Source organism: Azospirillum oryzae (genome assembly GCF_900177515.1).
GTDB lineage: Bacteria > Pseudomonadota > Alphaproteobacteria > Azospirillales > Azospirillaceae > Azospirillum > Azospirillum oryzae_A.
The window spans coordinates 1,105,236-1,129,157 of the sequence record NZ_FXAK01000007.1 but is presented as its reverse complement, the minus strand read 5'-3'; the positions used below and the strand labels follow the sequence as shown (position 1 = coordinate 1,129,157).

18 protein-coding genes and 1 pseudogene are annotated in these 23,922 nt (G+C 68.7%); 4 read left to right on the top strand and 15 right to left on the bottom strand.

Annotated elements, in window-relative coordinates; all coding sequences use genetic code 11:
- Nucleotides 1-133 precede the first annotated feature (133 nt).
- The 11 genes from B9N97_RS35950 to B9N97_RS17790 all read right to left on the bottom strand — a co-directional run bounded on the left by B9N97_RS35950 (nt 134) and on the right by B9N97_RS17790 (nt 15,596).
- The gene (locus B9N97_RS35950) at nt 134-1,501 is read right to left on the bottom strand and encodes a response regulator (protein ID WP_085089064.1); all 1,368 of its coding nucleotides are present in this window, start codon (nt 1,499-1,501) and stop codon (nt 134-136) included.
- 54 nt (nt 1,502-1,555) lie between these two features.
- The gene (locus B9N97_RS17835) at nt 1,556-2,959 is read right to left on the bottom strand and encodes a diguanylate cyclase (protein WP_085089062.1); all 1,404 of its coding nucleotides are present in this window, start codon (nt 2,957-2,959) and stop codon (nt 1,556-1,558) included.
- A gap of 12 nt (nt 2,960-2,971) precedes the next feature.
- Nucleotides 2,972-3,409: a response regulator gene (locus tag B9N97_RS17830; protein ID WP_085089060.1), complete on the bottom strand. Its 438-nt coding sequence runs from the start codon at nt 3,407-3,409 to the stop codon at nt 2,972-2,974.
- A complete protein-coding gene (locus B9N97_RS17825; RefSeq protein ID WP_085089058.1) occupies nt 3,409-5,055 on the bottom strand; it encodes a sensor histidine kinase in 1,647 nt (548 codons plus the stop codon). The genes B9N97_RS17830 and B9N97_RS17825 overlap by 1 nt, the downstream gene beginning before the upstream one ends.
- Nucleotides 5,052-7,496, bottom strand: coding sequence for a PAS domain-containing sensor histidine kinase (locus tag B9N97_RS17820; protein WP_085089056.1), 2,445 nt, complete (start codon nt 7,494-7,496; stop codon nt 5,052-5,054). The genes B9N97_RS17825 and B9N97_RS17820 overlap by 4 nt, the downstream gene beginning before the upstream one ends.
- Nucleotides 7,497-7,709: 213 nt before the next feature.
- Nucleotides 7,710-10,193: a methyl-accepting chemotaxis protein gene (locus B9N97_RS36780; protein WP_085090640.1), complete on the bottom strand. Its 2,484-nt coding sequence runs from the start codon at nt 10,191-10,193 to the stop codon at nt 7,710-7,712.
- Between the two features lie 510 nt (nt 10,194-10,703).
- Nucleotides 10,704-12,044: an acetyl-CoA carboxylase biotin carboxylase subunit gene (gene accC, locus B9N97_RS17810; protein WP_085089054.1), complete on the bottom strand. Its 1,341-nt coding sequence runs from the start codon at nt 12,042-12,044 to the stop codon at nt 10,704-10,706.
- 19 nt (nt 12,045-12,063) lie between these two features.
- A complete protein-coding gene (locus tag B9N97_RS17805) occupies nt 12,064-12,513 on the bottom strand; it encodes an acetyl-CoA carboxylase biotin carboxyl carrier protein (protein WP_085089052.1) in 450 nt (149 codons plus the stop codon).
- 22 nt (nt 12,514-12,535) lie between these two features.
- Complete coding sequence (aroQ, locus tag B9N97_RS17800) at nt 12,536-12,985, bottom strand: type II 3-dehydroquinate dehydratase (protein ID WP_014247329.1); 450 nt, start codon at nt 12,983-12,985, stop codon at nt 12,536-12,538.
- Nucleotides 12,986-13,139: 154 nt separating this feature from the next.
- On the bottom strand, nt 13,140-14,009 hold the full coding sequence (locus B9N97_RS17795) for a substrate-binding periplasmic protein (RefSeq protein WP_432264194.1): 870 nt from the start codon (nt 14,007-14,009) through the stop codon (nt 13,140-13,142).
- A gap of 114 nt (nt 14,010-14,123) precedes the next feature.
- Complete coding sequence (locus B9N97_RS17790; RefSeq protein WP_085089048.1) at nt 14,124-15,596, bottom strand: dynamin family protein; 1,473 nt, start codon at nt 15,594-15,596, stop codon at nt 14,124-14,126.
- A gap of 199 nt (nt 15,597-15,795) precedes the next feature.
- Here B9N97_RS17790 and B9N97_RS17785 point away from each other — a divergent pair, with 199 nt between their 5' ends.
- Nucleotides 15,796-16,476, top strand: coding sequence for a hypothetical protein (locus B9N97_RS17785; RefSeq protein ID WP_085089046.1), 681 nt, complete (start codon nt 15,796-15,798; stop codon nt 16,474-16,476).
- 542 nt (nt 16,477-17,018) lie between these two features.
- A pseudogene (locus B9N97_RS17780) lies at nt 17,019-17,271 on the top strand (helix-turn-helix domain-containing protein); the annotation flags it as partial.
- 629 nt (nt 17,272-17,900) lie between these two features.
- Here the strand turns inward: B9N97_RS17780 and B9N97_RS17775 are convergent.
- Nucleotides 17,901-18,545: a peptidoglycan L,D-endopeptidase MepK gene (locus B9N97_RS17775; protein WP_085089044.1), complete on the bottom strand. Its 645-nt coding sequence runs from the start codon at nt 18,543-18,545 to the stop codon at nt 17,901-17,903.
- Between the two features lie 380 nt (nt 18,546-18,925).
- Between B9N97_RS17775 and B9N97_RS17770 the strand changes: the two genes are divergently transcribed.
- Complete coding sequence (locus B9N97_RS17770; RefSeq protein ID WP_085089042.1) at nt 18,926-20,269, top strand: L,D-transpeptidase family protein; 1,344 nt, start codon at nt 18,926-18,928, stop codon at nt 20,267-20,269.
- 5 nt (nt 20,270-20,274) lie between these two features.
- Here the strand turns inward: B9N97_RS17770 and B9N97_RS17765 are convergent, their stop codons facing one another.
- Nucleotides 20,275-20,643 carry a DUF2934 domain-containing protein gene (locus tag B9N97_RS17765; protein ID WP_085089040.1) on the bottom strand — a complete coding sequence of 123 codons (369 nt, stop codon included), beginning with the start codon at nt 20,641-20,643 and terminating at the stop codon, nt 20,275-20,277.
- A 325-nt stretch (nt 20,644-20,968) separates the two neighbouring features.
- Here B9N97_RS17765 and B9N97_RS17760 point away from each other — a divergent pair, with 325 nt between their 5' ends.
- Entirely contained in the window at nt 20,969-22,558 is a 1,590-nt protein-coding gene (locus B9N97_RS17760; protein ID WP_085089038.1) for a polysaccharide deacetylase family protein, read from the top strand.
- A gap of 31 nt (nt 22,559-22,589) precedes the next feature.
- Here B9N97_RS17760 and B9N97_RS17755 read toward each other — a convergent pair whose 3' ends face one another.
- Nucleotides 22,590-22,952: a hypothetical protein gene (locus B9N97_RS17755; protein ID WP_085089036.1), complete on the bottom strand. Its 363-nt coding sequence runs from the start codon at nt 22,950-22,952 to the stop codon at nt 22,590-22,592.
- Between the two features lie 131 nt (nt 22,953-23,083).
- Nucleotides 23,084-23,434, bottom strand: coding sequence for a hypothetical protein (locus B9N97_RS17750; RefSeq protein WP_085089034.1), 351 nt, complete (start codon nt 23,432-23,434; stop codon nt 23,084-23,086).
- Nucleotides 23,435-23,922 lie beyond the last annotated feature (488 nt).

Here is a 23,922-nt window from a genome sequence, read left to right as displayed (position 1 = left end):
ACCCTCCAGCCGGATCACCGTTTTCCACTGATACCGTCCGAACCGGCGGCCGGCAACCGGTGCTCGGTTACCATGGAGTGGAATATGGTTTTGGTTCTGTAAACTATTCGACAATTTGTGCCGCGCGCCGCGATCAGCCGACCTGCACCCGGCCGGGGAACAGGCGATCCAGCACCGCGCGCAGACGATCCATGGTCAGCGGCTTGTGCAGGCAGTCGTCCATGCCGGCGGCGCGGCACTGCGCGTCGTCCTCGGCATCCGTGCCGGCGGTCAGCGCGACGATCGGCACGCGGCCGGCCTCGCCGGGCAGGGCCCGGATGGTGCGGGAGGCCTCGTGGCCGTCCATCACCGGCATCTGGATGTCCATCACGATCAGGTCGAACCGCTTCTCCGTCGCGGCGGCCAGCCCCTGCGCCCCGTCTTCCGCCGTCGTCACGGCATGGCCGAGCGCCTTGAAGAAGCCGGCGGCGACCAGCCGGCCGATCGGGTTGTCCTCCACCAGCAGCACCGACAGGGCGGCCGGCCGCTCCATCCGGCGGACGGGGATGCGGATGACCATCCCCTCCCCCGCCTCGTTCACCGGGCCATCGGACAGCAGGCGCCCTTGCAGCCGCCGCAGCGCCGGCTGGATCGCCGCCAGCAGCAGCGGGCGCAGCCGCGCCTCGCCCCGCCGCCGCACCGACAGCTCGGCGCCATCGCCGGCCGGACGCAACGCCAGCGACACCGAAGCCCCCGCCTCCGCCGTCAGCAGGGACAGCAGCCCCCGCAGCGCGGCGGCATCGCCGGTGAAGCACTCCTCCGCCCCGCTCTCCACCGTCACCGCCCTGACGCCGGACGCCAGCGCCGCGAGGGTGAGACTTTCCTCCACGGCGGACTCCCGCCCGGCCTGCCGCAGGGCCGAGCACGTGGCGCGCAGGGCGGCCCCCGCCGTCTGAACCGCGACCAGCCGGTCCTGCTGGCGCGGCAACAGCGGCGATTCCAGCGCGGCCGAGGTCAGCGCCATCATCGGGTCGAGCGCGGCCGCCACCGCGGCCCCCGCGGCGTCGAGCAGGGCGTGCGCCTCCCCCCGCGCCCGCTCCGCCTCGGCCAGAGCCAGCCGCAGCCGGTTTTCCCGCAGCTGCCGCCGGCGGGCGGCCGACACCGCGGCCCGCAGGCATTCGGCGGTGACGGCGCCGGCCGGCAGGGCGTCCTGCGCCCCCGCCGCGACGAAACCCGCGACGTCCTGATCCTGCGCCTCGGTTTGGCCGTCCCCTTTGCCGTCCGGGAGCAGCACCACCACCGCGGGAGCCGGATCCAGCCGGGCCAGCGCCTCGACCGCCGCCACGGTGGGGGCGTCCAGCAGCACCACCGTCTCGCCCGACGCCCCACCGCCGCCGCGCAGGCGGTCAAGCGCCGCGGCCACGGTCTCCACCCGCGCCAGCACCCCCAAGACGGGAGCGCAGCGCTGGGCAAGCGCCACCTGCGAGGACACCAGGAGTACCGGCTCCGGCTTCTCCGCCATTTTAGTCGTCCGCTGGGTCACGGGTCCGTCGGTCCTTTTTCCTCGAACATGCCGTCAGCTCGCGATCGAGATGGGACCGGACGCGGAGGCGAAGGCCGGACCGGGATAGCCGTCGCTGATGACCACGCGGTTGCGGCCCGCCGCCTTCGCCTCATAGAGCGCCCGGTCGGCGCGGCCCAGCGCGCGTTCGATGCTGGAATCCTCGTCGCCGCACATGGCGACGCCGATGCTGACGGTCATGCGCAGGCACCCCTGGCCCTGGTCGCCGGGGACGATCGGCACCTCGGCCAGCGCCAGACGCTGGCGCAGCCGTTCGGCCACCTCCGCCGCCGAAGCCAGCGGGGTTTCCGGCAGGATGATGGCGAACTCCTCGCCGCCCAGCCGGCCGATGTGGTCGGTATCGCGCAGCTCGTCGCGGCAGATCTCCGCCAGCGTGACCAGGGCATGGTCGCCCACCGCATGGCCGTGGGTGTCGTTGATCGCCTTGAAGCGGTCGATGTCCAGCATCAGCACCGACACCGCCCGGCCATAGCGGCGCAGCCGCGCCATCTCGACCTCCGCCAGCTCCATGAAGCGGCGGCGGTTGTTCAGCCCGGTCAGCGGATCGGTGGTCGCCATGCGGCGCAGTTCGCTCTCCACCCGCTTGCGTTCCGACACGTCGCGGATCACGGCGGTGAACAGCAGGCCGTGGGTATGGTGCAGCTTGGCGATCGAGACCTCCGCCGGGAATTCCCGGCCGTCGGCGGTCAGGCCCAGAACCTCGCGCCGGTTGGTCATCACCCGGGCCTGAAGCTCCGACACGCTGAAATCGGCGATGTGCGCCTCATGGTCCGGCCGGAAGCGTTCGGGGATCAGCAGAGCCAGCGGACGGCCCAGGATGTCGTCGGCGTCATAGCCGAACAGGCTTTCCGCCGCCCGGTTGAACAGGGTGATGTTCAGGTTGGCGTCGGTGGTCAGGATGGCGTCCTGCGCCAGCCCGATGATGCCCTGCAGCCGCTCCTCCGACAGGCGCAGCTCCTCCTCCAGCCGCTTGCGGGCCATGGCGTGCTGGACGGCGCGCCACATCAGCGGCCCGTCGGTCTGCCCCTTGACCAGATAGTCCTGGGCGCCGTGGGCGAGGATATCCAGCGCGAAATCCTCGTCGTCGTAGCCGGTCAGCACCACCAGCGGCAGCGACGGCGCGTCGGCATGCAGGCGCGTCACCGTCTCCAGCCCGAAACTGTCGGGCAGCGACAGGTCGAGAAGCACGACGTCGCAGGCATTGCGGTGCAGCCACGCCCGCGCCTCCTTCAGCGAGGTGGCGCGCGCCACGCCGGCGCGGCGGGCATAGGGAGTCAGCGACCGGGTGACCAGCCGCGCGTCGGCATCGTCATCCTCGACCAGCAGGATGGCGGTGCGGCCGTCCTCCCGGTCGGAGGTGTCGGATAAGAGCGGCTTGCCGGATAAGGCGATGGACATGGCGGACCTCCCTCACCGCGGCAGCCGGACGACGCGGAACCAGTATTCCTCGATGCTCTTCACCGCATCGAAGAAGGCGTCCATGTCCATCGGCTTGGTGATGAAGCTGTTGGCGCCCAGCAGATAGCTGGCGTTGACGTCGCGGTCGACGTCGGATGTGGTGAGGATCACCACCGGAATGGTCTTCAGCTCGTCGTCCGCCTTGAGTTCCTGCAGCACTTCCCGGCCGTCCATCCGCGGCATGTTCAGGTCGAGCAGGATCAGGTCCGGGCGGGCGGCGCCGGCGAAGGAGCCCTGACGGCGCAGATACTCCATCGCCTCCACCCCGTCGCGGACATGACCGACGTTGCACAGGATGCGCCCGTCGCGCAAAGCGCGCTTGGCGAGGCCGGCGTCGGCCGGATCGTCCTCGACCAGCAGGATCTCGAAGGGGGTGGTCAGGTCCTGCATCAGGAAAATCCTCGGAAGGCGGGGGTGGGCAGATGGATGGAAAAGACGCTGCCGAGGCCGGGGCTGGAGGCGACGGTGATGCGGCCGCCCAGCCGCTCCGCCATCTTGCGGGCGATGGCCAGCCCCATGCCGGTGCCGGGATGCTCGTCCCGCGAATGCAGGCGCCGGAACACCTCGAAAATCTGGTCGCGGTAGCGCGGGTCGATGCCGATCCCGTTGTCGCGCACGTCGATCACGTCATGGCCGTCGGCCCGGCGATGGGAGACGTGGACCTCCGCCGCGCGGTCGGGATGGCGGTATTCGATGGCGTTGCCGATCAGCACGATGAAGATCTCGCGCAGGCGCCGCTCGTCGCCCCGCACCTCCGGCAGGTCCGCCGCCGTCACGGTGGCCCCGGCTTCGGCGATGCGCCGCTTCAGCGCGGTCAGGGCGGCCTTCAGCGCGTCGCCCGCCGGCACGACGCCGCCGCCCAGCGGCACCCGGTCCTCCGCCAGGAAAAGCTGCACGTCGCGCAGCAGCATCTTCAGCCGGCCGGCGCCCTCGACGATCTCGCGGATGAAGCCTTCGCTCTCCTCGTCCAGCCTGCCCTTCTGCTGCTTCTCCAGAAGCTGGGCATAGCTGGCGATGGCGCGCAGCGGTTCCTGCAGGTCGTGGGCGGCGGCATAGGCGAACTGTTCCAGCTCGTTCTTGGCGCGGCCAAGCTCGGCGGTGCGCAGGTCGACCTGCCGTTCCAGAGAATAGCGGCGGCTGACCGCCATGAAGGTGATCGCCTCGGTCAGCAGGGCCAGCAGCAGGAAGGCGGCCTGGAACCCGCGGAAGGTCGGGTCGGCATGGGCAAGCGCCTCCCAGCTGCTGCGGGGTGCCAGCGCCAGTTCCCAGTGGCCCTCCGGCAGGTTGATCCGCTCGACCAGCGGGTCGTTCCTCAGCACCGACGTGTCGCCCGCCACCCGCTGCCCGGAATCGGTCACCAGGGCGAAGCCCAAATGCGGCGGCACCCGGTCGAAGCGCACCTCGTCCAGAATGGCGCCGACGTCGAACACCAGCCCGACGGCGCCCCACGGCTTGTCCGGTCCGTAGACGATCTGACGGGCGATCAGCCCCTGCCCGCCCTGCAGCAGGTCGACCGGGCCGTGGATGGTCACGTCGCGGCTGATGATCGCGCGCTGCACCGTCTCGGCGAAGCCCGGACGGGGATCCTTCAACAGGTCGTTGCCCAGGACCTTCCTGTTGCCTTCCACCGGATAGACGATGCGGACGACGAAATCCGGGGCGGCGGAGATGTTGCGCACCCCCACCACCGACCGCCGCAGGCTTTCCGCATAGCGCGGGAACTGGTCGGCGAGGTTCCCGGCGCCGGAGGCAACCTCGACAAAGGCGGTCAGACCGCGGACCAGGGCGAGACGCTCGTTCAGCGCGCTCGACAGGGTGCTGGCCAGCGAGGAGGCGGTCAGCGCCGCGCCGGCGCGGTATTCGGCCACTTCGACGCGGATGTAGACGTCGCTCATCCAGACATAGCCCACCGCCAGCACCAGCGTCACCGCCGACTGGAGGGCCGCAAGTTTCCAGATGCGCCGTCCGGCGGACAGCAGCCGGCGCAAAGCGGCCGGAAGCGGCCGGCGCATGGCGGGCGAAGACGGCACCGTCATGGCGGGCTCGGGGCTCCTCCGCCCTTTCCGTCCCCCCTCTCCTCTTGCCCATCCAGGGCCGGCAGCACCAAGCGGAACAGGCTGCCGCAGGGGCGCCCGTTCTCGTCGCGCAGGTCGTCCGCCCCATCCGCAGGAAGGTCGTCGACCCACAGCCGGCCGCCGTGATGCTCTACGATCTTCTTGCAGACCGCCAGACCGACGCCGGTGCCCTCATATTCGTCGCGGCGGTGCAGCCGCTGGAAGATGCCGAAGACGCGCTCGCGGTCCTCGGCGGCGATGCCGATGCCGTTGTCGCGGATGTCGATCCGCCAGACCGCGGCGCCGTCCTGCCGATCCGCCGCGACGGCGACGCGCACGATGGGTGGCCGGCCGGGCTCGCGGTACTTCACCGCGTTGCCGATCAGGTTCTGGAACAGCCGCATCAGCTCGTTGTCGTCACCGGCCACCGCCGGCGGCTTACCATCGCCGGCCATCTCGACGGTCACCGTGGCGCCGGCATCCTGCACCGCCACCTCCAGGTTCAGCAGGGCGAGACGCAGCGGCTCCTCCAGCGGCACCGGGCGGAAGGGCTTGGCCTTGCGCCCGACCCGCGAATATTCCAGCAGATCGACGATCAGCCGGTCCATGCGCTGGGCGCCGTCGCGGGCAAAGTCGATGCACTCCCGCCCTTCCTCGTCCAGCGACTTGCCCAAGCCACGCTCCAGCAGGGTCAGGTAGCTGTTGATGACGCGCAGCGGCTGGCGCAGGTCGTGCGAGGCGACGTAGGCGAAGGCCTCCAGCTCGGCGTTGGAGCGTTCAAGCTCGCGCGTCTTGCGGCGAAGGGCTGCAGCGGCGAGGCAGCGTTCGGTGATGTCGTGGACCAGCGACATCAGCAGGGTGCGGCCATGCACGACGATGTTGCTGATATAGACCTCGACATCGCGAATGTCGCCGGAGGCCAGCCGGTGGCGGAACTGGAAATGCCGCTGCCCGGCGCTGCCGGCGTGATGCAGGTTCCGCTCCACCTCGGTGCGCGGGGCGGCGTTGATGTCCTGGATATGCATGCTGCGCAGCCGGTCGAGCGGATAGCCGTAGAACTCCGCCGCCGCCGGGTTGGCGTCGACGATCCGCCCGTCCGCCGGGTCGATCAGCAGCTTCACCGCGCAGCTGGCGACGAAAATCTGCTCGAACAGCTGCTGACGTTCCAGCAGGGCCTGTTCGGCATGCTTGCGCTCGCTGATGTCCATCACCGCGCCGACGATTCCGGCCGGCTTGCCGCCCGTCCGGCAATAGACGGCCTTGGAGAACAGCACGTCACGCAGAGTCCCGTCGGCGGAGCGCAGTTGCGTCTCGTAGCTCTGCGGCTTCTGGTCGGCCAGCAGGGCCTTATCCGCCGCCTCGTCCGCCTCGGCGATGTGCGGCGGGGCGAGATCGAAGACGGTGCGGCCGAACAGCGCCTGCCGGTCGATGCCCATCCAGCGTTCGAAGGCGCTGTTGGCGTCGACGTAATGGCCCATCACGTCCTGCACGAAAATCGGCACCGGCACCGTGTCCAGTAGTACGCGCTGGAAGCCGGCGCGGTCGTTCAGCGCCTGTTCGGCGCGCCAGCGGACGGTGACGTCCTCCACCACCCAGACATAGCCGCGGGCGGGATCGCCCACTTTAACCGACCGGCCGATCAGACGGCAGCGGATGTCGGCGCCGTCGGCGCGGCGCATCACCACCTCCTCGTCGAACTGGCCGCCGGCCTGCATCCGCGGATAGGCGCGGCGCCCCACCTCCTCGAACACCCGGTCGTCGCCGTAGATGACGCGGGCGCTGCAGCCGACGATGTCCTTCAGCCGGTGCTGGAAGGTGGCGGCCACCGACTTGTTGACGCGGCGGATCACCCGGTCGCGGTCGACCAGCAGGACCCCCACCGGCGCGTTGTCGAGAATGGCGTCCAGCTGCATCCGGCTCTCGGCCAACTCCTCCTCGATCCGTTTGCGGGCGGAGATATCGACATGGGTGCCGATCATGCAGGACGGACGCCCCTCCGCATTCCACGCCACCACCCGGCCGCGGTCGAGAATCCACAGCCACGCACCCGATTTGGTGAGGACCCGATGCTCGCATTCATAGACCGGGCGCTCGCCGGCCAGATGCGCCGCCAGCGCCGACTCGACCAGCGGCAGATCCTCGGGATGCACGCGGGAGCGCCAGAAATCGACATGCGGCGGCACCTCGCCCGGCGCGAAGCCCAGCATCGTCTGCCATCGCGGGCTGTACCACACCGCGCCGCTGGCCATGTCCCAATCCCACACCCCATCGCCGGCGGCGTCGGTCGCCTGATACAGGCGGGGAACCGCCGATGCCTGCCGGCCGCGCCGCCAGCGCAGCCGGGTGCGGAGCGTCCGTCCGGTTCGCAGGGCGTGCGGCTCGGAACACTCCATCAGGGGGGACAAGGCTGTGGTGTTGACCATGGATGCGGCCGGCCCTCGATTCCGTGCAAGCGGCGGGACACGTGAGCGAGCACAGCATCCCGGCGACAAGCCTAATAATAGCCCTTCGGTTCCTAAGGACTTCCTTGCGAAATTGTCACAGGGGAGCGGACCTCAACCTCCGGGAATGGAGACGACACGCAAATTTTCCGTGCCGAACACTGTTGGCGGGGCGTCGGATACCGCCGGAACCGCTCAGGCGGCCACGTCGACCGGCGGACGATCCTTGGTGGCGATTTCGACGGCCCGGACGAAGTCGCGCGACATCGTCTCGCCATCGAAGGCGAGATGGATGCGGTTATGCTCCACCGCCTTGACCGCGACCGTCGTCTCGGCGCCGTAGCGGTCGAAGCGCAGCCTGCCGGTGGCGCCCGCCAGCGAACCGCCGTCGGTCGCCGTCACCGGGTCGATCATGGCGCCGCCGATGGACAGGTTGCGCACGGTCACCGCCAGACGGTCGCCGCCGATCAGCAGCGTGCCCGTCTCCTCCACCTGATAGCGCGGCTTGCGCCGGCGGTCGGCATCCCCGGTGGAGGTGCGGACGATGCGGACCAGCACCATGCGCAGGCTCTCGATGGAGCGGGCGACGTCGCCGGAACCGTGCTTGACCTGGGTCGCCTGCTCGCCGGTGCGGTCGGCCTCCTCCGACACCGCCGCGATGCGGAACGACACCTCCTGCGCCGCGGTGGAGGTCTCCACCACGTTGCGGCTGATCTCCTGGGTGGCGGCCGACTGCTCCTCCATCGCCGCGGCGATCGAGCCGGCGATGTGGTCGATCTCGGCGATGGTCCGGCCGATCTCCTCCACCGCCTGCACCGCCTGATCGGTCACCGACTGGATGGCGGTGATCTGGCGGGTGATCTCCTCGGTCGAGGAGGCGGTCTGGTTGGCGAGGTTCTTCACCTCCTGCGCGACGACGGCGAATCCCTTTCCGGCCTCCCCCGCCCGCGCCGCCTCGATGGTCGCGTTCAGCGCCAGCAGGTTGGTCTGGCCGGCGATGGACTGGATCAGGTTCACCACCTCGCCCACCTTCGCCACCGTCTCCGACAGAGAGCGGATGGTGGCCTGGGTGTGGTGGCCGCTTTCCACCGCGCGGCGGGTGACCGCGCTGGAATGGGCGATCTGCGAGGAAATCTCGCGGATCGAGGCGGCCAGCTGCTCGCTGGCGGCGGCGACGGTCTGGGCGTTGGCCAGCGCCTGCCCCGCGGCCGATGCCACCGTCTGGGCGTTGATGCTGACCCGCTCGGCCGAGCCGGACATGCCTTCGGCGTCGTTGGCCATGGCGCCGGTGCGCTGGGCCACCTCCTCCACCGCGCGGCCGGCCTCGCGCTCCACGGTCGAGGCCATGGCCTCCAGCGCGCGGCGCCGCTCCTCGTCGGCATGGCGGGCGCGCTCGACGCGCTCCTGCACGGCGTAGCACAGCCGGGCCTTCAGCCCACGCAGCTGCCCGGCGATGGGATGGAATTCGACCGCCGCCGGCAGGTCGATGATGTGAGCCTGGTCGTTGCGGGCGATGGCGTCGAAATCGGCCGAGAAGTCGGCAAGCGGCCGCCGCACGGTGCGCAGCAGCATGAAGCCGCAGAGCACGGCCGCCACCAGCACCGCCAGCCCGGCGGCCACCGCGAAGACCAGATGCCAGCGGAAATCCGCCAACGCCCCCTCATATTCGGTGCGGGCCACGGTCAGCTGCAGCTGCAGCAGGTCCTTGTTGGTCTGGAAGGCGGCCTGGAACAGCGGATCGATGCGGTCGCGGACCAGCACCTCCAGCCGCAGCGAATCGCCCTGGCGCGCCAGCTCGACCGCCGGTTTCAGCCCTTCGTCGAGGAAGGCAGCGCGCTGTTTGGCGAAGCGCCCGGCCAGTTCCTTTTCCTCGGGCGTCAGATAGGTGGTGAGATAGTCCGCCCACAGCCGGTCGATGGTGGCGGCATTGGCGAAGATGCGCTGCTCGCGGCCGGCCATCACCTTGGGATCGGTGCCGTCGCGGGCGTCGATGATCAGGTGCTGCAGCGTCTGCACATTGTCGCGCATGTGGTCCAGGATCTCGCCGATCTGCACGGCGGGAACCGTCCGGTCCTCATACACCGTCTTCAGCGAGGCGTTGCTGTCGGCCATGCCGCGCAGCGTGACGCCGCCCACCGCCAGCATCGACAGGACCATGAAGGCGAAGATCAGGGTCAGCCGCCCGGTGATGCTGGTCGTCCAACGCCGCAGGCGCGCAGCGGCGCCGCGGGCCACCGCCTGCCCGTCGCGCACCATCAGATGGGCGGCCCGTCCTTCGCGGATGTCGGCGTAGAGCCGTTCCGCCGCCGCTACCTGCTCGCGCGACGGTTTGGTGCGGATGGAGATGAAGCCGGTCACCGTCCCGTCCTCCACCACCGGCGTGACGTTGGCGCGGACCCAGTAGAAGTCGCCGGCCTTGGTCCGGTTCTTCACCAGCCCTTCCCACGGCCGCCCGCCCTTGATCGTCGCCCACAGGTCGGCGAACGCCTCCTTCGGCATGTGGGGATGGCGGATCAGGTTGTGCGGCGCCCCGATCAACTCGTCTTCGGCATAGCCGCTGATGTCGACGAAGGCCTTGTTGACGAAGGTTATGCGGCCCCCCGTGTCGGTTCGCGACACCAGCAGCACGCCGTCTTCCATCTCGATTTCGCGGTCGGTGATCGGTTCATTGAGACGCATGGACGGAACCTCGTCGGGCAAGGGGCAGGTTCGGCAGCGCAATGGATGCGCTGCCGGGATGCGGACCAGGGGAACGCGACATCGCCGAAATCGGGGCCGAAATCGAGCGACGGTACGGCACAGCTAACGGAATGGAGTTTCGTCTACCCTGGGTAGGCACCGCCCCGCACTGATGCAGATCAAGTCAGCAAGAGGTGTGCCATGCACACCATTTCGGTTGGAAAGCCGCCTTCCGGGGAAACCCCTATGGACGGCGAGGCCGAAGGGAACGGGGGTTGCCGCCGCCCGGCGCCGTCATATGCATTCGGCGTCGCAGTTTGCGAGAAATGGCGCGGGCGAGCCGCCGGATTGCCAGATTGCAAAGAACCGGATCACGGCCGGTGAATAGAACCCGCTTCATCAGCGAAATGTCATAAAAGAAAAGCCCCTCTCTCGACTTGAGGGAGGGGCTTTCAACACTGCGACATTTCGCCGCAGCATTTGCGGGTATGCAATATAGAGGCGGCGGGATCAGGACTTCGCCATCAGCTGTTCCAGCCAATGGATGTCGTAATTGCCGTCGATGAAGGCCTGCTGGGCGATGATGCGGTCATGCAGCGGCAGCGTGGTCTGAATGCCGCCGATCACATACTCCTCGATGGAGCGGCGCAGGCGCATCAGGCACTCGTTGCGGGTGGTGCCGTGGACGACCAGCTTGGCGATCAGGCTGTCGTAGTGCGGCGGCACGCGGTAGCCATCATAGAGCGCCGAATCGACGCGCACGCCCAGACCGCCCGGCGCGTGATAGCCGTCGATCTTGCCCGGCGACGGGATGAAGGTCTCCGGATTCTCGGCGTTCACTCGGCATTCGATGGCATGGCCTTCGAAGCGGATGTCCGACTGGCCGTAGCCCAGCGGCGCGCCGGCGGCCACGCGGATCTGCTCGCGCACCAGATCGATGCCGGTGATCATCTCGGTGATGGTGTGTTCGACCTGCAGGCGGGTGTTCATTTCGATGAAATAGAACTGCCCGTCCTCGTAGAGGAACTCCATCGTGCCGACGCCGCGATAGCCGATGGCCGCCGCGGTCTTCGCCGCCAGATCGCCGATGAAGGCGCGCTGTTCGGCGTTCAGCGCCGGGCTCGGCGCCTCTTCGATCACCTTCTGGTGCCGGCGCTGGACCGAGCAGTCGCGCTCGCCGAAATGCACGCAGGCGCCGTGGGTGTCGCCCAGGAGCTGGATCTCGATGTGCCGCGGATGGCCGAGATACTTCTCCAGATAGACCTCGTCGTTGCCGAAGGCGGCGCGCGCCTCGCCACGGGCCAGCTGATAGGCTTCCTTCAACTGGTCGGGGTTGCGGGCGACCTTCATGCCCTTGCCGCCGCCGCCGGCCGCCGCCTTGATCAGCACCGGATAGCCGGTCTCGTGGGCGATCTTCTCCGCATCTTCCAGCGACGTCACCGGACCGTCGGAACCGGGCACCACCGGCAGCCCCTGCTCCATCACCGTCTTCTTGGCGGTGACCTTGTCGCCCATGATCCGGATATGCTCCGGCGTCGGGCCGATGAAGGTGAAGCCGTGCTCCTCCACCATCTCCGCGAACTGGGCATTTTCCGACAGGAAGCCGATGCCGGGATGGATGGCGTCGACATTGGTGATCGACGCCGCCGACAGGATGGCCGGAATGTTGAGGTAGCTTTCGCGCGCGGACGCCGGGCCGATGCACACGCTTTCGTCGGCGAGGCGGACGTGCATGGCGTCGGCGTCGGCGGTGGAATGCACCGCCACGGTCTGGATCCCCATCTCGCGGCAGGCGCGGTGGATGCGCAGAGCGATCTCACCACGGTTCGCGATCAGGACCTTTTCGAACATCGCCAAGGGAATGCCCCGCTTACTCGATGATGAGGAGAACTTCGCCGAACTCGACCGGCTGGGCGTCGGACACCAGAACCTCGGCGACCGTGCCGCCGCGCGGGGCCTTGATCGGGTTCATGACCTTCATCGCCTCGATGATCATGATGGTCTGGCCGGCCTTGACCACGTCGCCCGGACGGACGAAGGGCGTGCCGCCCGGCTCGGCCGCCAGATAGGCGGTGCCGACCATCGGCGAGGTCACCGCACCCGGATGGCTCACCGGCTTGCCCGCCGGAGCAGCCGCCGCGGCGACCGGGGCGGCCGCCAGGACCGGGGCGGCCTGGACGGCGACCGTCTGGGCGGCGGTCGGGCGGGTGACGCGGATGCGCTTTTCGCCCTCGGCGAACTCGATCTCGCTCAAGCCCGTCTCACGCAGGAGGTCCGCCAGCTTGCGGACCAGATCGCCGTCGATGTCGAAGCTCGCCATGATGTCAGTCGTTCCCGTTTCCTTAATCGCGGTCGATGATGTTCGCGATGGCGTCCAGCGCCAGAAGATACCCGTGCGGCCCGAACCCGCAGATCATCCCCCTCGCCACCGGCGAGATGTAGGAGTGATGGCGGACCGGCTCGCGCTTGAAGATGTTCGACAGATGGACCTCGATCACCGGCAGCTCCGACAGGATCAGGCTGTCCATGATCGCGACCGAGGTGTGGGTGTAGGCGCCGGCGTTGATGACGATGCCGTCATTCTCCGTACGGGCCTGCTGGATCCACGAGACCAGCTCGCCTTCGTGGTTGGACTGCCGGAAATCCACGGTCAGACCCAGCTGATCGGCACGCTCGTGGCAGGCGGCCTCCAGGTCGTCCAGGGTCATCGACCCGTAGATTTGCGGCTCCCGCACGCCCAGCATGTTGAGGTTCGGCCCGTTGAGGACCAGAATCGACGCGTCGATGGCCACGGCCCGCGCCCCTTTTCCATGATCGAAACCGCGCGTTTATAGCACGAAGCACCGTCCTGTCCATGGCGACGGGGGCCTATGGCGCGGAAAAGCGCGGCATCGGGCCGGAATATCGCCCCGGCCGCCGCAAAGACCGCGCAAAACCGAGGGAAATCTAGGGAGCGGGCTGAACCGTGTGGGCGGCCAGCAGCCGGTCGTAAATCCCCTGCTGTTTCAGCATCTTCAGCCCGTCGTTGAAGGCGGCGACCATCGCGTCCGCCCCCGGCGTGGCCCGCCCCACCACCAGATGCAGGGTCACCACGGCAAAGGGCTGCTCCGACACCCGGATCTCCTCGGCCAGACCGGCGCGGGCGATGGACGCGGCGCCGCTGTATTCGTCGATCACCAGGGCGTCGGCCCGGCCGGCCGCCACCATGCGCACGCAGGCGCCGAGGTCCGACGGCGTGTGCCGGGTCAGCCGCCCCAGCTGCACCATCTCTTCCAGTTCGGCCGGCAGGGCATAGCCGGCAGGCTGGCAGACCGTCCGCCCGCGAAAATCCGCCTCGCCGCCGGAGTCGCCACCGGTGCCGCCGCCATGAAACTCCATCGCGGACCGTTTCGACAGGTAGACGTACTGCCGCACCTCGACCACAGGGTCGGAGAACAGCACCTCGCGCTCCCGCTCGGGCGTGCGGACATAGGGAAAGGTGGCGAGGAAACGGCCCAGCACCACGCCGTCATAGCCCCGCTTCCACGGCAGGAAGCGCACGTCGAAGCGGCGACCGCCGACCGCGAAGGACTGGCGGACCAGCTCCGTCACCAGGCCGCCGCCCGGCAGATCCTCGCCGGTGTAGGGGGCGTAGTCGTTGCCGGTCACCAGATCCAGCCCGGTGTAAGGGGCGGGCACGGGGCCGGGCCCAGGACCGGACTGCGCCTCCCCCGCCGACGGCCGGACCGGCGCCATGCACAGCAGCAGCCCGGCCAGGACGGCGCCCAGGCCCGCCCGCCCCGCCCTGCCTGCAACGCCGCCCGCCGATTCCCGCAAGTCCACTGGCCGTCCACCGCTTGAGTCCCGCACCGCCGTCGGGCGATGGAGCGCAGATCTAACGGCCCATCCGCTGCGCTGTAAAGGGCGGCCGAGGTCCTATGCGGCCCGCGGTCATTCCGCCGCGGCGGCCGGGCCGGGCGCGGCTTCCCGGGCGCGGCGGCCGGCCGGATCGGTGTAGAGATCGTTGATGCGCTGGACATGCACCGCCGTCGCCTCGCGGATGGCGAAGATCGCCTTGCGCGCCCGTCCGCCCCAGCCGGCCGGCTGCTTGGCGAAGATCGAGCGGAAGAAGCGCGTGTTCTTCAGGAAGGCCGCCCGCAGGTCGAGGTCGACGTCGCCGAAGCGGTCGCTGAGCGACGCGGCGATGCGGCGGGCGAAGAACTGGCGGATCTTGAAATGACCGGCCAGGAACAGCCCGCCCAGCAGCACGGCGGTGCCGATCAGGTGCAGCGGCAGCCCGCCGTCGGCATTGTCGAACAGCCAGCCGAGGAACGCGCCGAAGCCGCCGCCCACCGTCTGGACCACCGCCCCCAGCAGCGCCAGCAGCAGCACGCCCCACACCGCGTCGCCGGTCAGCACGCGGCGACGCCACGTCGCCATCGCCTCGCGCAGCTTGGGCAGCACCTCGCCCTCCAGCTCCTTGGTCAGGCTGTCGATCGAGCCGATGATGCGGTAGGCGCGGGCGACCTCCACCTCGTTGATGCGGGTGTGGATCTCGGCAAGGTCGTGGTCGCGGCGCGCCTCGTAGCGGGCGCGGCGGCCGTCATCCTCGATCTCGACGGCGGAGCGCTGGTCGTAGATGGCGTAGAAGCGGCCCGACACCAGCCCGGCCTGGGCGATGGCGCGCTGCCAGGCGCCGAACACCGCCTCCAGATTGTCCTCCTTGGCCGTGGTGTCGACCTGATTGAGGATGTAGCAGACCTTGCGGGCGTCGGCGCGGTTCACCGTCTTGGCGACCAGATGGCGCAGCGTGTCCTGCATGGCGCCCGGTTCGGGATGGCGGGCGTCGAAGAAGACCAGCACGAGGTCCGACAGCTCGACGATGTGGTCGACCAGCCGCAGGACCGAGCGGCGCTGGTCGTCGGCGTCGAAGCCCGGCGAATCGATGAAGATCTTGCCCTTGGTCCGCGGCCCGGCCAGCGTCTTCAGCTGCAGGTAATTGTCGATCCGCTTGCCCTCGCCGGCCGCCACCTTCTCGATCTCGTCGGCGATGCGGTAGAAGGGGAAGCGCGGGTCGGCGTTCAGCGCGGTGCCGGGCAGCGCCTCCTTGCGGGTTTCCGGCCCGTGGCAGATGACGGTGAACTTGTCGTCGACCGCCTGGTTGCCGGTGTTCTGCAGCACCTCGCCCAGATAGCCGTTGAGGAAGGTCGACTTGCCGGCCGAGAAGGTGCCGAGCACCGCGACCATCGGCCACCAGGGGATGCGGGTGGTCAGCGATTCATGGCGGTCGATCAGCCCAAGCCCGGCCAGGATGCGGTCGAAGGCGCGGAAGGTCGGAAGGACCGGCAGCAGGTTTGGGTTTTCCGCGCGCAGATGGGCATCCAAGGCCGCAAGGCGCTGCTGAAGGGCTTGCCGGGGGGTCATGGGCGGGCGAATTCCACTGTTGCACGGGCCGGGAAGACGGGCCGGAGACAGGACGGCGGCCCGGATGAGGACGGCCTTTCTCTAGCACGGGCGGCACCGCCACCGGACATGAAATCTCCCTCATCATCCATGCGGAGACTCCGGCCGAGAGTCCGAAAGGGCGCGGGAACATGGCGGGCGGGCTTTGCGTTCCCAAGCGATGGACGACACCGACCGCGACCGCGACAGTCCCTCTGCCTCCGTGCCCGCCGGTCCGGAGCAGGAGCATCGGCTGACCGCGGAGGAACTGGCTTTCCTGCTGCGCGACCCGATGTTGCAGGCGCGCGAGGCGGAGCGTGCCGCCCGCTCCAACCGCAGCCGCACCGAACGGCGCGCCGCCGACCCGGCCTATGCCGAGCGGCTGCGCGCCGGCGACCGCGAGCGCCAGCGGCGGCGGCGCCTGCGCGACTCCATCGGCCGCCCCGAACCGCCGGAGCAGCCGGCCGTCGCCCTGCCCGACCTGACCCAGGCGCAGGCGGCGGAGCGGCTGACCGATCACCTGCACCGCAGCGCCTCGGCCCAGGCGGCGCAGCTGCGCGCGCGGCCCGACCGCATCCGCCTCTATGCCGAGGCTTTCGTCGCCTACCGCACCCTGTCGGCCGATGGCGTCCGCCCGACACGCGGGACGCTGGCCGCCCTGCTGAAGTCCCGTTTCGGCCGCAGCGTCACCCCGTCCCAGGTCCAGAAGCTGCGCGACCATGTGGAGGGGTTCGCCGCCGCCGGCGGTCCCTGGGCGGAGATGCCCGCTTCCGGCGCCGCTTCCGGAACCGTTGCCGCCCGGAAGCGGAATGGCGGGAAGGCCGATACGGACGGTCACGCACCACGCCCGTTTCGGCCCTGAATCCGCCATATCCGGCGCCGATCGGCACCGCGCGAATATAGTTAATTATGTATTAAAGATCGTCTGACCAACGATGCCGGCCCATAGCGGCCCGCCACCGGTGCGTGATGCGGTGTATCGGCCTGCCGAACATAAAGTTTTCCTGCAAGCGTCCGAATATTTACCACAACCAGAAGGTTTTTGATCACCATTTGTAGCGGTGCAAACCCTAACTGGTCCCGATCGTCGAACTCCTGTAAACAAAAAGCTATCGACCCAACCATTGGGCGAGCCGAAAGATTCGGAGATTTCCGCAAAAGGGTTGAGTGCAGGGATCGGACAAGCCCTTCTGGCAATTGATCCTCATCGGCTGCGGAATAATACAAATCTGTAACAGGACAACTCTTGCGAATGTTGCTGTGCCATCGATGCCTATCCGAATATGGCGGCCACATGCCAATATTCAAAAGTTTTCTCTTGAACAGCAGCAAGGAATGTGTGAACAATCCTTTCATTCTCGCAAAGAGAGGCGGCGGAAGACTGGGCATCGGAGACCAATGGACATGAGTGAACCGACGGCGCGCAAAAGAGGACGACGCGGATCGCCGGAATCCTGGTCTGTGGACGCCCATGTCGGGCAGCGCGTGCGGATGCGCCGGACCCTTCTGGGAATGAGCCAGGAAAAACTTGGCGAGGCGATCGGGCTGACCTTTCAGCAGGTCCAGAAATACGAACGCGGCTCCAACCGGATATCTGCAGGAACCCTGTACCGACTGGGACAGGTGCTGGATGTTCCGGTGAGCTTCTTCTTCGACACCTACAGCGATGCCGACGGCCTGCGCCGCTCGCGCGGCGGCTTTCAGGAATCGGACGACAACGACACGCAGATCAGCCGGCGCGAGGCGCGGCTTCTCCGCCTGTGGCGCGCCGCCCCCTCCCACGTGTCGGACGAGATGCTGTCGCTGCTCTCCGCCCTGTCACCGGAAATCAAAGAGCCGCCGGAAGGCTCCGACGAGGGCGAGGACGGCGAGCCCGACTCCTCGCCGTCGCTGGCGCCGACGCAGTCATCCGGCGGCAGCAGCAGCCTCGCAGGCAGCGAAATCGTCGCTGCGGCTCCGGAAGGGGACAGCGTCCGCAAGCGCGGCCGCACCGTCCGCAGCGATCCCCAGCGGATCAAGCCGGCGAAGTCCGCCGAGGGCTCCAGCGAGGGCAAGGCTCGCCGCCGTCACGGCGCGGTCTGGGACCCGACCGACATCCTGCGCGCGACCAAGCCGTCGCCGCGAAGCTGAAGGCGCCAACGCGACAGCGCAACCGGCAGGACGCGCCATGTCATCCGCACATCAAAAAGGCTCCGCATCGGTCGATGCGGAGCCTTTTTGCCCAAAGCCTTTTTACATGCAATGCTGCACCCAGGTCGACGGCCGAGACAGCCGCCGATCCGATGACTACCAGCTGCGAACCGGGCCGACGTCGAGATGGACGAAGCCGCTGCGCGGGTAGAAGCCGACGCCGCCCGACTGCATCGCCTTCGCGGTTTCCGAAATGGCGCGCAACTGGGTGTCCGGCAGGCGGATGTCGATGGCCATGCCGCGGGTGTGATAGCTTTCCTTCGCCACCCCGCGCGACCGGCGCCGCGCCATCGCATTGGTGCGGCGGGAGCGGTAACCGCAGATCACTTCGAACGGATCGTCCGACCCGACGCTCTGGTGGACGCGGGCAAGCAGATCGAACAGGCGCGGATCGTAACGGCAGACCTGCTTGGCCCGGTGGTCGCGCAGGAGCACGTCCAGCTTGCGCAGCGCATCCGGCTTGTAATGGCCGTCGGCCCAATAGACGCCGTCGAACCGTTCTTGCGTGTTGATGTTGTGCAGGCTGATGCGCCGGACGCTGCCGGCCAGGGGAGCGGCCTCCGCGCTGCCCGACCCCAGAAGGACCGGCGCCGTCGCCACACCCGTCGCCACGCTGGTGGCGACCCCCGTCATCAATCCCGAAGCGGCCGGAAGGGCCGACGTCACCGCCGCGGCGGCAAAACCCAGGAACCCGCGCCGCCCGATGGCCGGAGCGGCACGCTCGTCATCCCCCAAATGCATCCCCGAACCTCGTCGTTTTACGTTTTTGGCCGTTCTACGCTGTGGCCGTTCGGCGTTTGGCGGGTCGCGTGGCGCCCGCGGCTGGTATAACCTTATGACCAACGCTGGTCCGGAGCGTCCCGTCTGGTGTGAATCGTCTCCGGACGGATATTCGTATAGGGAAGGTCATCGGTCGGGGCAACCAAAAAATTTTGCACTGTGACCTTCTTGCATAGGCAGGTCATAGGACGGCGGCAGGAAGATCACACCGGGAGAGTGATCGACGGAATTTCGCGCCGCACGCCTCGCCTTCCATTATTGCGTTGCATAAATTGTTCGGAAGGGCGGCGGCGCGTTCGTTCGTATGCGCGGCCGGCCCACAGTGACAGAGGGTATCCGCCATGACCGTATCCGCCGACCTCCGCAAGCCCCGCAAGCTGGCCATGCTGGCGCTCGCCGCCGCATCGGCGCTGGCGCTGCTCGGCGTCGGGCCCGCGGACGCCCTGCCCTACCGCGACACGCTGACGCAATGGGCCGACCGGCTGGACGCCGCCGCCGTGGAGCTGGACCGCAGCCCGGTGCAGCCGTCGACCCGAATCGGCGAAGGCGGCCTGATGAAGCGCGGCAGCAGCGGCGAGCGTGTCGGCCGGCTGTCGCAGCGGCTGGTCGAACTCGGCCTGCTGCCGCCGGACAAGGCGTCGGACGTCTTCACCGCCGACATCGACCTTGCGGTCAAGGCCTTCCAGCTCTCCCAGCGGATGAAGCAGGACGGGCTGGTGGGCGCCGGCACCCGCGCCGCGCTCGACCGCACGCCGGCCGAGGCCGCCGCGCTGATGCGGCAGAGCGCCGCCGCGATGCGCGGTTTCCGCGACACCGCCCCGGACAATGTCCTGGTGGTGAACCTGACCGACCAGACCACCACGCTGGTGCGCGGCGGCGAGGAGGAGCTGACGATGCGCGCCATCGTCGGCCGGCCGTCGCGCGAGACGCCGCTGCTGACCGACCGCATCACCCACGTCATCGTCAACCCGACCTGGACCGTGCCGCCCACCATCCTGAAGGAAGACAAGCTGCCGATGCTGCGGGCCAAGGGCGTGCCCGGCATCCAGAACGCCATCATCTATCTCGACGGGCAGGAGGTGGCGCCGGAAACGGTCGACTGGCACGACGTCACGCCCGGCCGGGTCCGCATCGTGCAGCAGCCGGGCGACCACAATGCGCTCGGCCGGTTCCGCTTCAACCTGACCAATCCCTACGACATCTATCTGCACGGCACCAACGAGCCGCGGCTGTTCGCGCGCGAACTGCGCTCCATCAGTTCCGGCTGCGTCCGGCTGGAGGATCCGCGCCGGCTGGCGGAGCTGCTGCTGCAGGGAACCAGCGTGACGCCGGCGCGAATCGACCGCATGCTGGGCAAGCCGCAGCCGCAGTGGGTCAAGCTGCCCACGCCGATGCCGGTGCAGTTCGTCTATTGGATCGCCACGGTCGAGGCCGACGGCGCCGTCCGCCTGCATCCGGACATCTACGACCGCCTGGACGACGTGCCGGTCGGCGCCTCGGCCCCGGCGGCGGAACCGGCGCCCGGTTCGCTTCCGGCCATCTCGCCCGCAACCGTTCCGGCGACCACCCCGGCGGTGATGCCGGCCGACACCGGCCGCGCCGCCATGCCCGAGGGCAGGAGCGGCACGGCGGACGGCACAGTGGGCGACACGGGGGGCGGTACGGCGGGCAAGTCCCCCGTCTGAGAGCCCTACGCCCGGCGGCGGGTCTTCTTGCTGCGGTTGGGCGGCACGGCGGTGGAGGCCGCCTCCTCCGGCGTCGGCCAGACATCGCGGTCGCCGCGCATCGGAATGCCCATCTCGTCGCCCTGGTCGGCGAGGCCGGGCTGCTCGCCCTGATTGGCGATGCTCAGCACCGGCTCCACCGGCTCGGTCCGCATCGCGGTCGCTTCCGGACCGCCGGCCGGGTTGGGCTTCAGCGTGTCGCGGTAATTGTCCTGGATCGCGATCTCCTCGCTGGCCAGTTCCCAATGGGCGGCGTCGCGGCCTTCCGGGCGGCCTTCGCGTTCCCAGATCTCATGCGCGCGCCGACGGATGCGGCTTTCCAAATCCTCGGCCATACGAGTCGTCTCCTTCACGGGTAAACCTTCCAAAAGGGTAAGTGGCGCGGCCGGCGGCGCCTGTCCCGGCGCCCGGCGATCCGCCCGTCCCCTAATGAACCCCGCCGCTCCCCCGCCGGTTCCGGCATGCCTCTTCGCACGCCTTTGCCCACCCCTTGGCATGACCGGTCGAGGTACCGTTTCCGAACGGCAACGCCCCTGCGAAAAGCGGCGAAGCCGCCACAATTTCGCCGCTTGTCGTTTGAATTACCCCCTTCGGGATGATATTGCACCGCCATCAACCGGCGGTCCGCAGAGTATGGCTGGGCCAAGCAACGGGACCGATATGTTGCGCATTTCCTGGCCGAACGCCACATCCCCCAGTTCCAGCCTCCTGATGGCCGGCGGTCCCGGCGTGCTTCTCAAGGCCGCCCTGCTGGCCTGCGCGATCGCCCTGCCCGCCGCCCTACCCACCCATGCGGCCGAATCGCCCGCCAAACGCCAGACCGCCGCCAAGGTCGAGCAGAAGGCGCCGACCCCGACCACGGCCGCCACCCCGGCCGATGGCCCGGCCGCCAACCAAGCCGACGGCCCGGTCCTGCAGTTGGGCATCTATTCCGGCGACGGCGACGCCTGGTGGAGCTGGAAGAACCTGCAGCGGCGCGAGCGCGACCTGACGGCCGGTATGACCGCCTCGGTCATGCTGCTGGACGGCAAGAGCGAGGCCGGCGGCGTTGCGCTCTACGCCCAGATCGCCAAGGGCACCGACGCGCGGGCGCTGTGCCGGCGGATCGTCGGCGCCGGCTTCGGCTGCCTCGTCGTCGACCGCCCGGCCCCGGCCGCGACGCCGGCGCCCGTCACCCTGGCGCCGGTTACGCTGGCAAAGGCCGCTCCCGAAAAGACCGCGCCTGCTCCCGAGCTTGCCCCGGTACAGGCGGCGACACCGGCGGAGCCGGCCTTCGTGCCGTCGCCCGCGGCCAAGCCGCCGGCCGTGACGGTGGCCGTCGCCCCGCCGCTGCCCGAAGCCAAGCCGCCGCAGCCGGCCGTCGAGCGCGAGACGGTGACGACGACGACCACGTCCGTCCTGGCGCCGATCGGCTCCGCCGTCGCCGCTCCGCTGCCGCCGCCGTCGGTCGCCGCCGTCCTGCCGCCGGCCGACGGTCTGGTGATCTACAACGAGGAAGATGCCCGCACCATGGCGGACATCGAGCAGCACAGCCGCCGCAAGGGCCGGCTGCGCTCGGTGATGCCGGATTCGCGCTACGACGTGATGCCGGCGACGCTGAAGCGGGAGAACTGGAACCTCTGCGCCCTGACCTTCGACGACGGGCCGCACCGCACGGTCACCCGTCAGGTTCTGGACATCCTGAACCGCGAGGGCGTGCGCGCCACCTATTTCCCGGTCGGCCGCATCGCCGAACGGCAGGGGGACCTGATCCGCGACTTCGTCGCCGGCGGGCATGAGATCGGCAACCACAGCCTGACCCATTCCGACCTGCGCAAGATGGACGCCGCCGGCGCCCGCTACGAGATCACGGAGACCAACCGCATCCTGCGCGAGTTCGGCGCCAACCCGGTGCTGTTCCGCCCGCCCTACGGCCGCTATTCGGACGAGTTGCTGACCATCGCGCGGGAGGAGCATATGGGCTCCGTCCTGTGGTCGGTGGACACGCGTGACTGGCAGGTGCGCAACGCCGACAAGATCGTCAGCCAGATCAAGATCGCCGGCATGCCGGGCAACGTCTTCCTGATGCACTCCACCTACCCCAGCACGGCGCAGGCTCTGCCCCGCGTGATCGCGGAACTGAAGGCCAAGGGCTGCGAGTTCGTCACCCTGTCCGAATGGCTGGAGCGGGCGCGCGTCCTGGCACTGCCGAAGATCGTCAATGCCGGCATGCCCTCGCCGGTGGCCGGAACGCCCACCGACCGCCAGTAACGGATCGCCGGTAAGGGGGGAGGCTGCTCCCCTAGCGGGCGGCCTTGCCGTCCTGCTTCTTGCGGTTCTGGGCGTATTGGCGGATCACCGCATCGACTTCCGTCGGCAGGATCGTCCAGGTGGCGCCGATGGTGTCACCCTTGACCTCGACCACCGAAACGGTCGCGTTGAAGGTGAATTTGCCGGCCGGGTCGTCGACGCGCACCGACACCTTGGCGTTCTGACCGACGATCAGCGAGCCGTCGAAACCGCGGGCGACGAAGCCCTTCGGCGTCAGCGACACGATGGGAAAGCTCTTTCCGTCGCACTGGATGACACTGACCGGCATGCGGCCGGCGGGCTTGGCCGCCTTGCTGTCCTTAACCGCAACCTTCAGGAAATCGAAAAGCCCCATCCCGCGCCCCCGGAAAACCGTCCCGGATCACCGGGAGGAAGGGCGAATGCCGCCCCCACCCGCGATTAAACGCGGGCACGCCCCGTAGGGCAACGGAATCCTTATCGGGGGTAATCCTATGGAAAGCGGCCTCAGCGGCGGAAGGACTCCTGCATGGCGGCCCAGGCCCGTTGCGCCCGCCGGACGGACAGCAGCGCGAAGGGCAGCAGGGTCACCAGGACCACCGCCATCCCGACCATGACCGACAAGGCGCCCAGCGCATCGGTTGCGGGAAGCCGGGCAATCAGGCCGGCCAGAAGATGCAGGATCAGCGCCCCCAAAACCGAAACCGCCAGCAGCGGACCGACGACGGCCGGCAGCAGGCCGAGGGTGCCGCGCCTCGGGCGTCCGACAGGTCCGGCCGCAGCGGCATCCTCCGCCGCCCATCCCGACCGGCCCGCCGGGTACGGCATGCCGGCGACGCCCCGCACAACGCTCCGCATTGGCACCTCCGCTCTGGCTGTCTTTCCGCACTCCGTACGGCTGCATTCACGATGGTTCAGTCGGGGTACCGAGAGAACCGACGCGGGAACTATAGGATGCTTTCTCCGGTCTGGCTAAAATCCAATGCGATTACCCCCTTGCGCAGAGCCCCACCCCTGCCCCGGCCCAAAGCATGGGCATCGAAAGTACAGGTTCGGCCATCAGGCACGCCGGAAGGCATGGCCGCCGGCCAAGCCGACGGTCTCCACAGAGGCTGTGGATAACTGTGTGGGCAAGCCGTGGGCAGTCCCGATTCGCGCTAGGCGATTCAAGGGGGCCACGGTGTTTGCCCAAAAATCAGGCAAATAGCGCAAGCACCTGATTTATAACAGAAAACCCTGTTTTCCGGCTCTGGGAGCCCTGGCCACGTGTCAACCGAAATCTGTCACATTCCGGCTGACCCGTAGATTTCACACCCTGTTGTGCCCTGTTGACAACTGCTCCCAAG

Excerpts from the sequence above, each read along its gene's own strand:
- B9N97_RS35950 (WP_085089064.1), bottom strand. The coding sequence starts at position 1,501 with ATGGCGGAGAAGCCGGAGCCGGTACTCCTGGTGTCCTCGCAGGTGGCG.
- B9N97_RS17835 (WP_085089062.1), bottom strand. The coding sequence starts at position 2,959 with ATGTCCATCGCCTTATCCGGCAAGCCGCTCTTATCCGACACCTCCGAC.
- B9N97_RS17830 (WP_085089060.1), bottom strand. The coding sequence starts at position 3,409 with ATGCAGGACCTGACCACCCCCTTCGAGATCCTGCTGGTCGAGGACGAT.
- B9N97_RS17825 (WP_085089058.1), bottom strand. The coding sequence starts at position 5,055 with ATGACGGTGCCGTCTTCGCCCGCCATGCGCCGGCCGCTTCCGGCCGCT.
- B9N97_RS17820 (WP_085089056.1), bottom strand. The coding sequence starts at position 7,496 with ATGGTCAACACCACAGCCTTGTCCCCCCTGATGGAGTGTTCCGAGCCG.
- B9N97_RS36780 (WP_085090640.1), bottom strand. The coding sequence starts at position 10,193 with ATGCGTCTCAATGAACCGATCACCGACCGCGAAATCGAGATGGAAGAC.
- accC (WP_085089054.1), bottom strand. The coding sequence starts at position 12,044 with ATGTTCGAAAAGGTCCTGATCGCGAACCGTGGTGAGATCGCTCTGCGC.
- B9N97_RS17805 (WP_085089052.1), bottom strand. The coding sequence starts at position 12,513 with ATGGCGAGCTTCGACATCGACGGCGATCTGGTCCGCAAGCTGGCGGAC.
- B9N97_RS17790 (WP_085089048.1), bottom strand. The coding sequence starts at position 15,596 with ATGACCCCCCGGCAAGCCCTTCAGCAGCGCCTTGCGGCCTTGGATGCC.
- B9N97_RS17785 (WP_085089046.1), top strand. The coding sequence starts at position 15,796 with ATGGACGACACCGACCGCGACCGCGACAGTCCCTCTGCCTCCGTGCCC.
- B9N97_RS17775 (WP_085089044.1), bottom strand. The coding sequence starts at position 18,545 with ATGCATTTGGGGGATGACGAGCGTGCCGCTCCGGCCATCGGGCGGCGC.
- B9N97_RS17770 (WP_085089042.1), top strand. The coding sequence starts at position 18,926 with ATGACCGTATCCGCCGACCTCCGCAAGCCCCGCAAGCTGGCCATGCTG.
- B9N97_RS17765 (WP_085089040.1), bottom strand. The coding sequence starts at position 20,643 with ATGGCCGAGGATTTGGAAAGCCGCATCCGTCGGCGCGCGCATGAGATC.
- B9N97_RS17760 (WP_085089038.1), top strand. The coding sequence starts at position 20,969 with ATGTTGCGCATTTCCTGGCCGAACGCCACATCCCCCAGTTCCAGCCTC.
- B9N97_RS17755 (WP_085089036.1), bottom strand. The coding sequence starts at position 22,952 with ATGGGGCTTTTCGATTTCCTGAAGGTTGCGGTTAAGGACAGCAAGGCG.
- B9N97_RS17750 (WP_085089034.1), bottom strand. The coding sequence starts at position 23,434 with ATGCGGAGCGTTGTGCGGGGCGTCGCCGGCATGCCGTACCCGGCGGGC.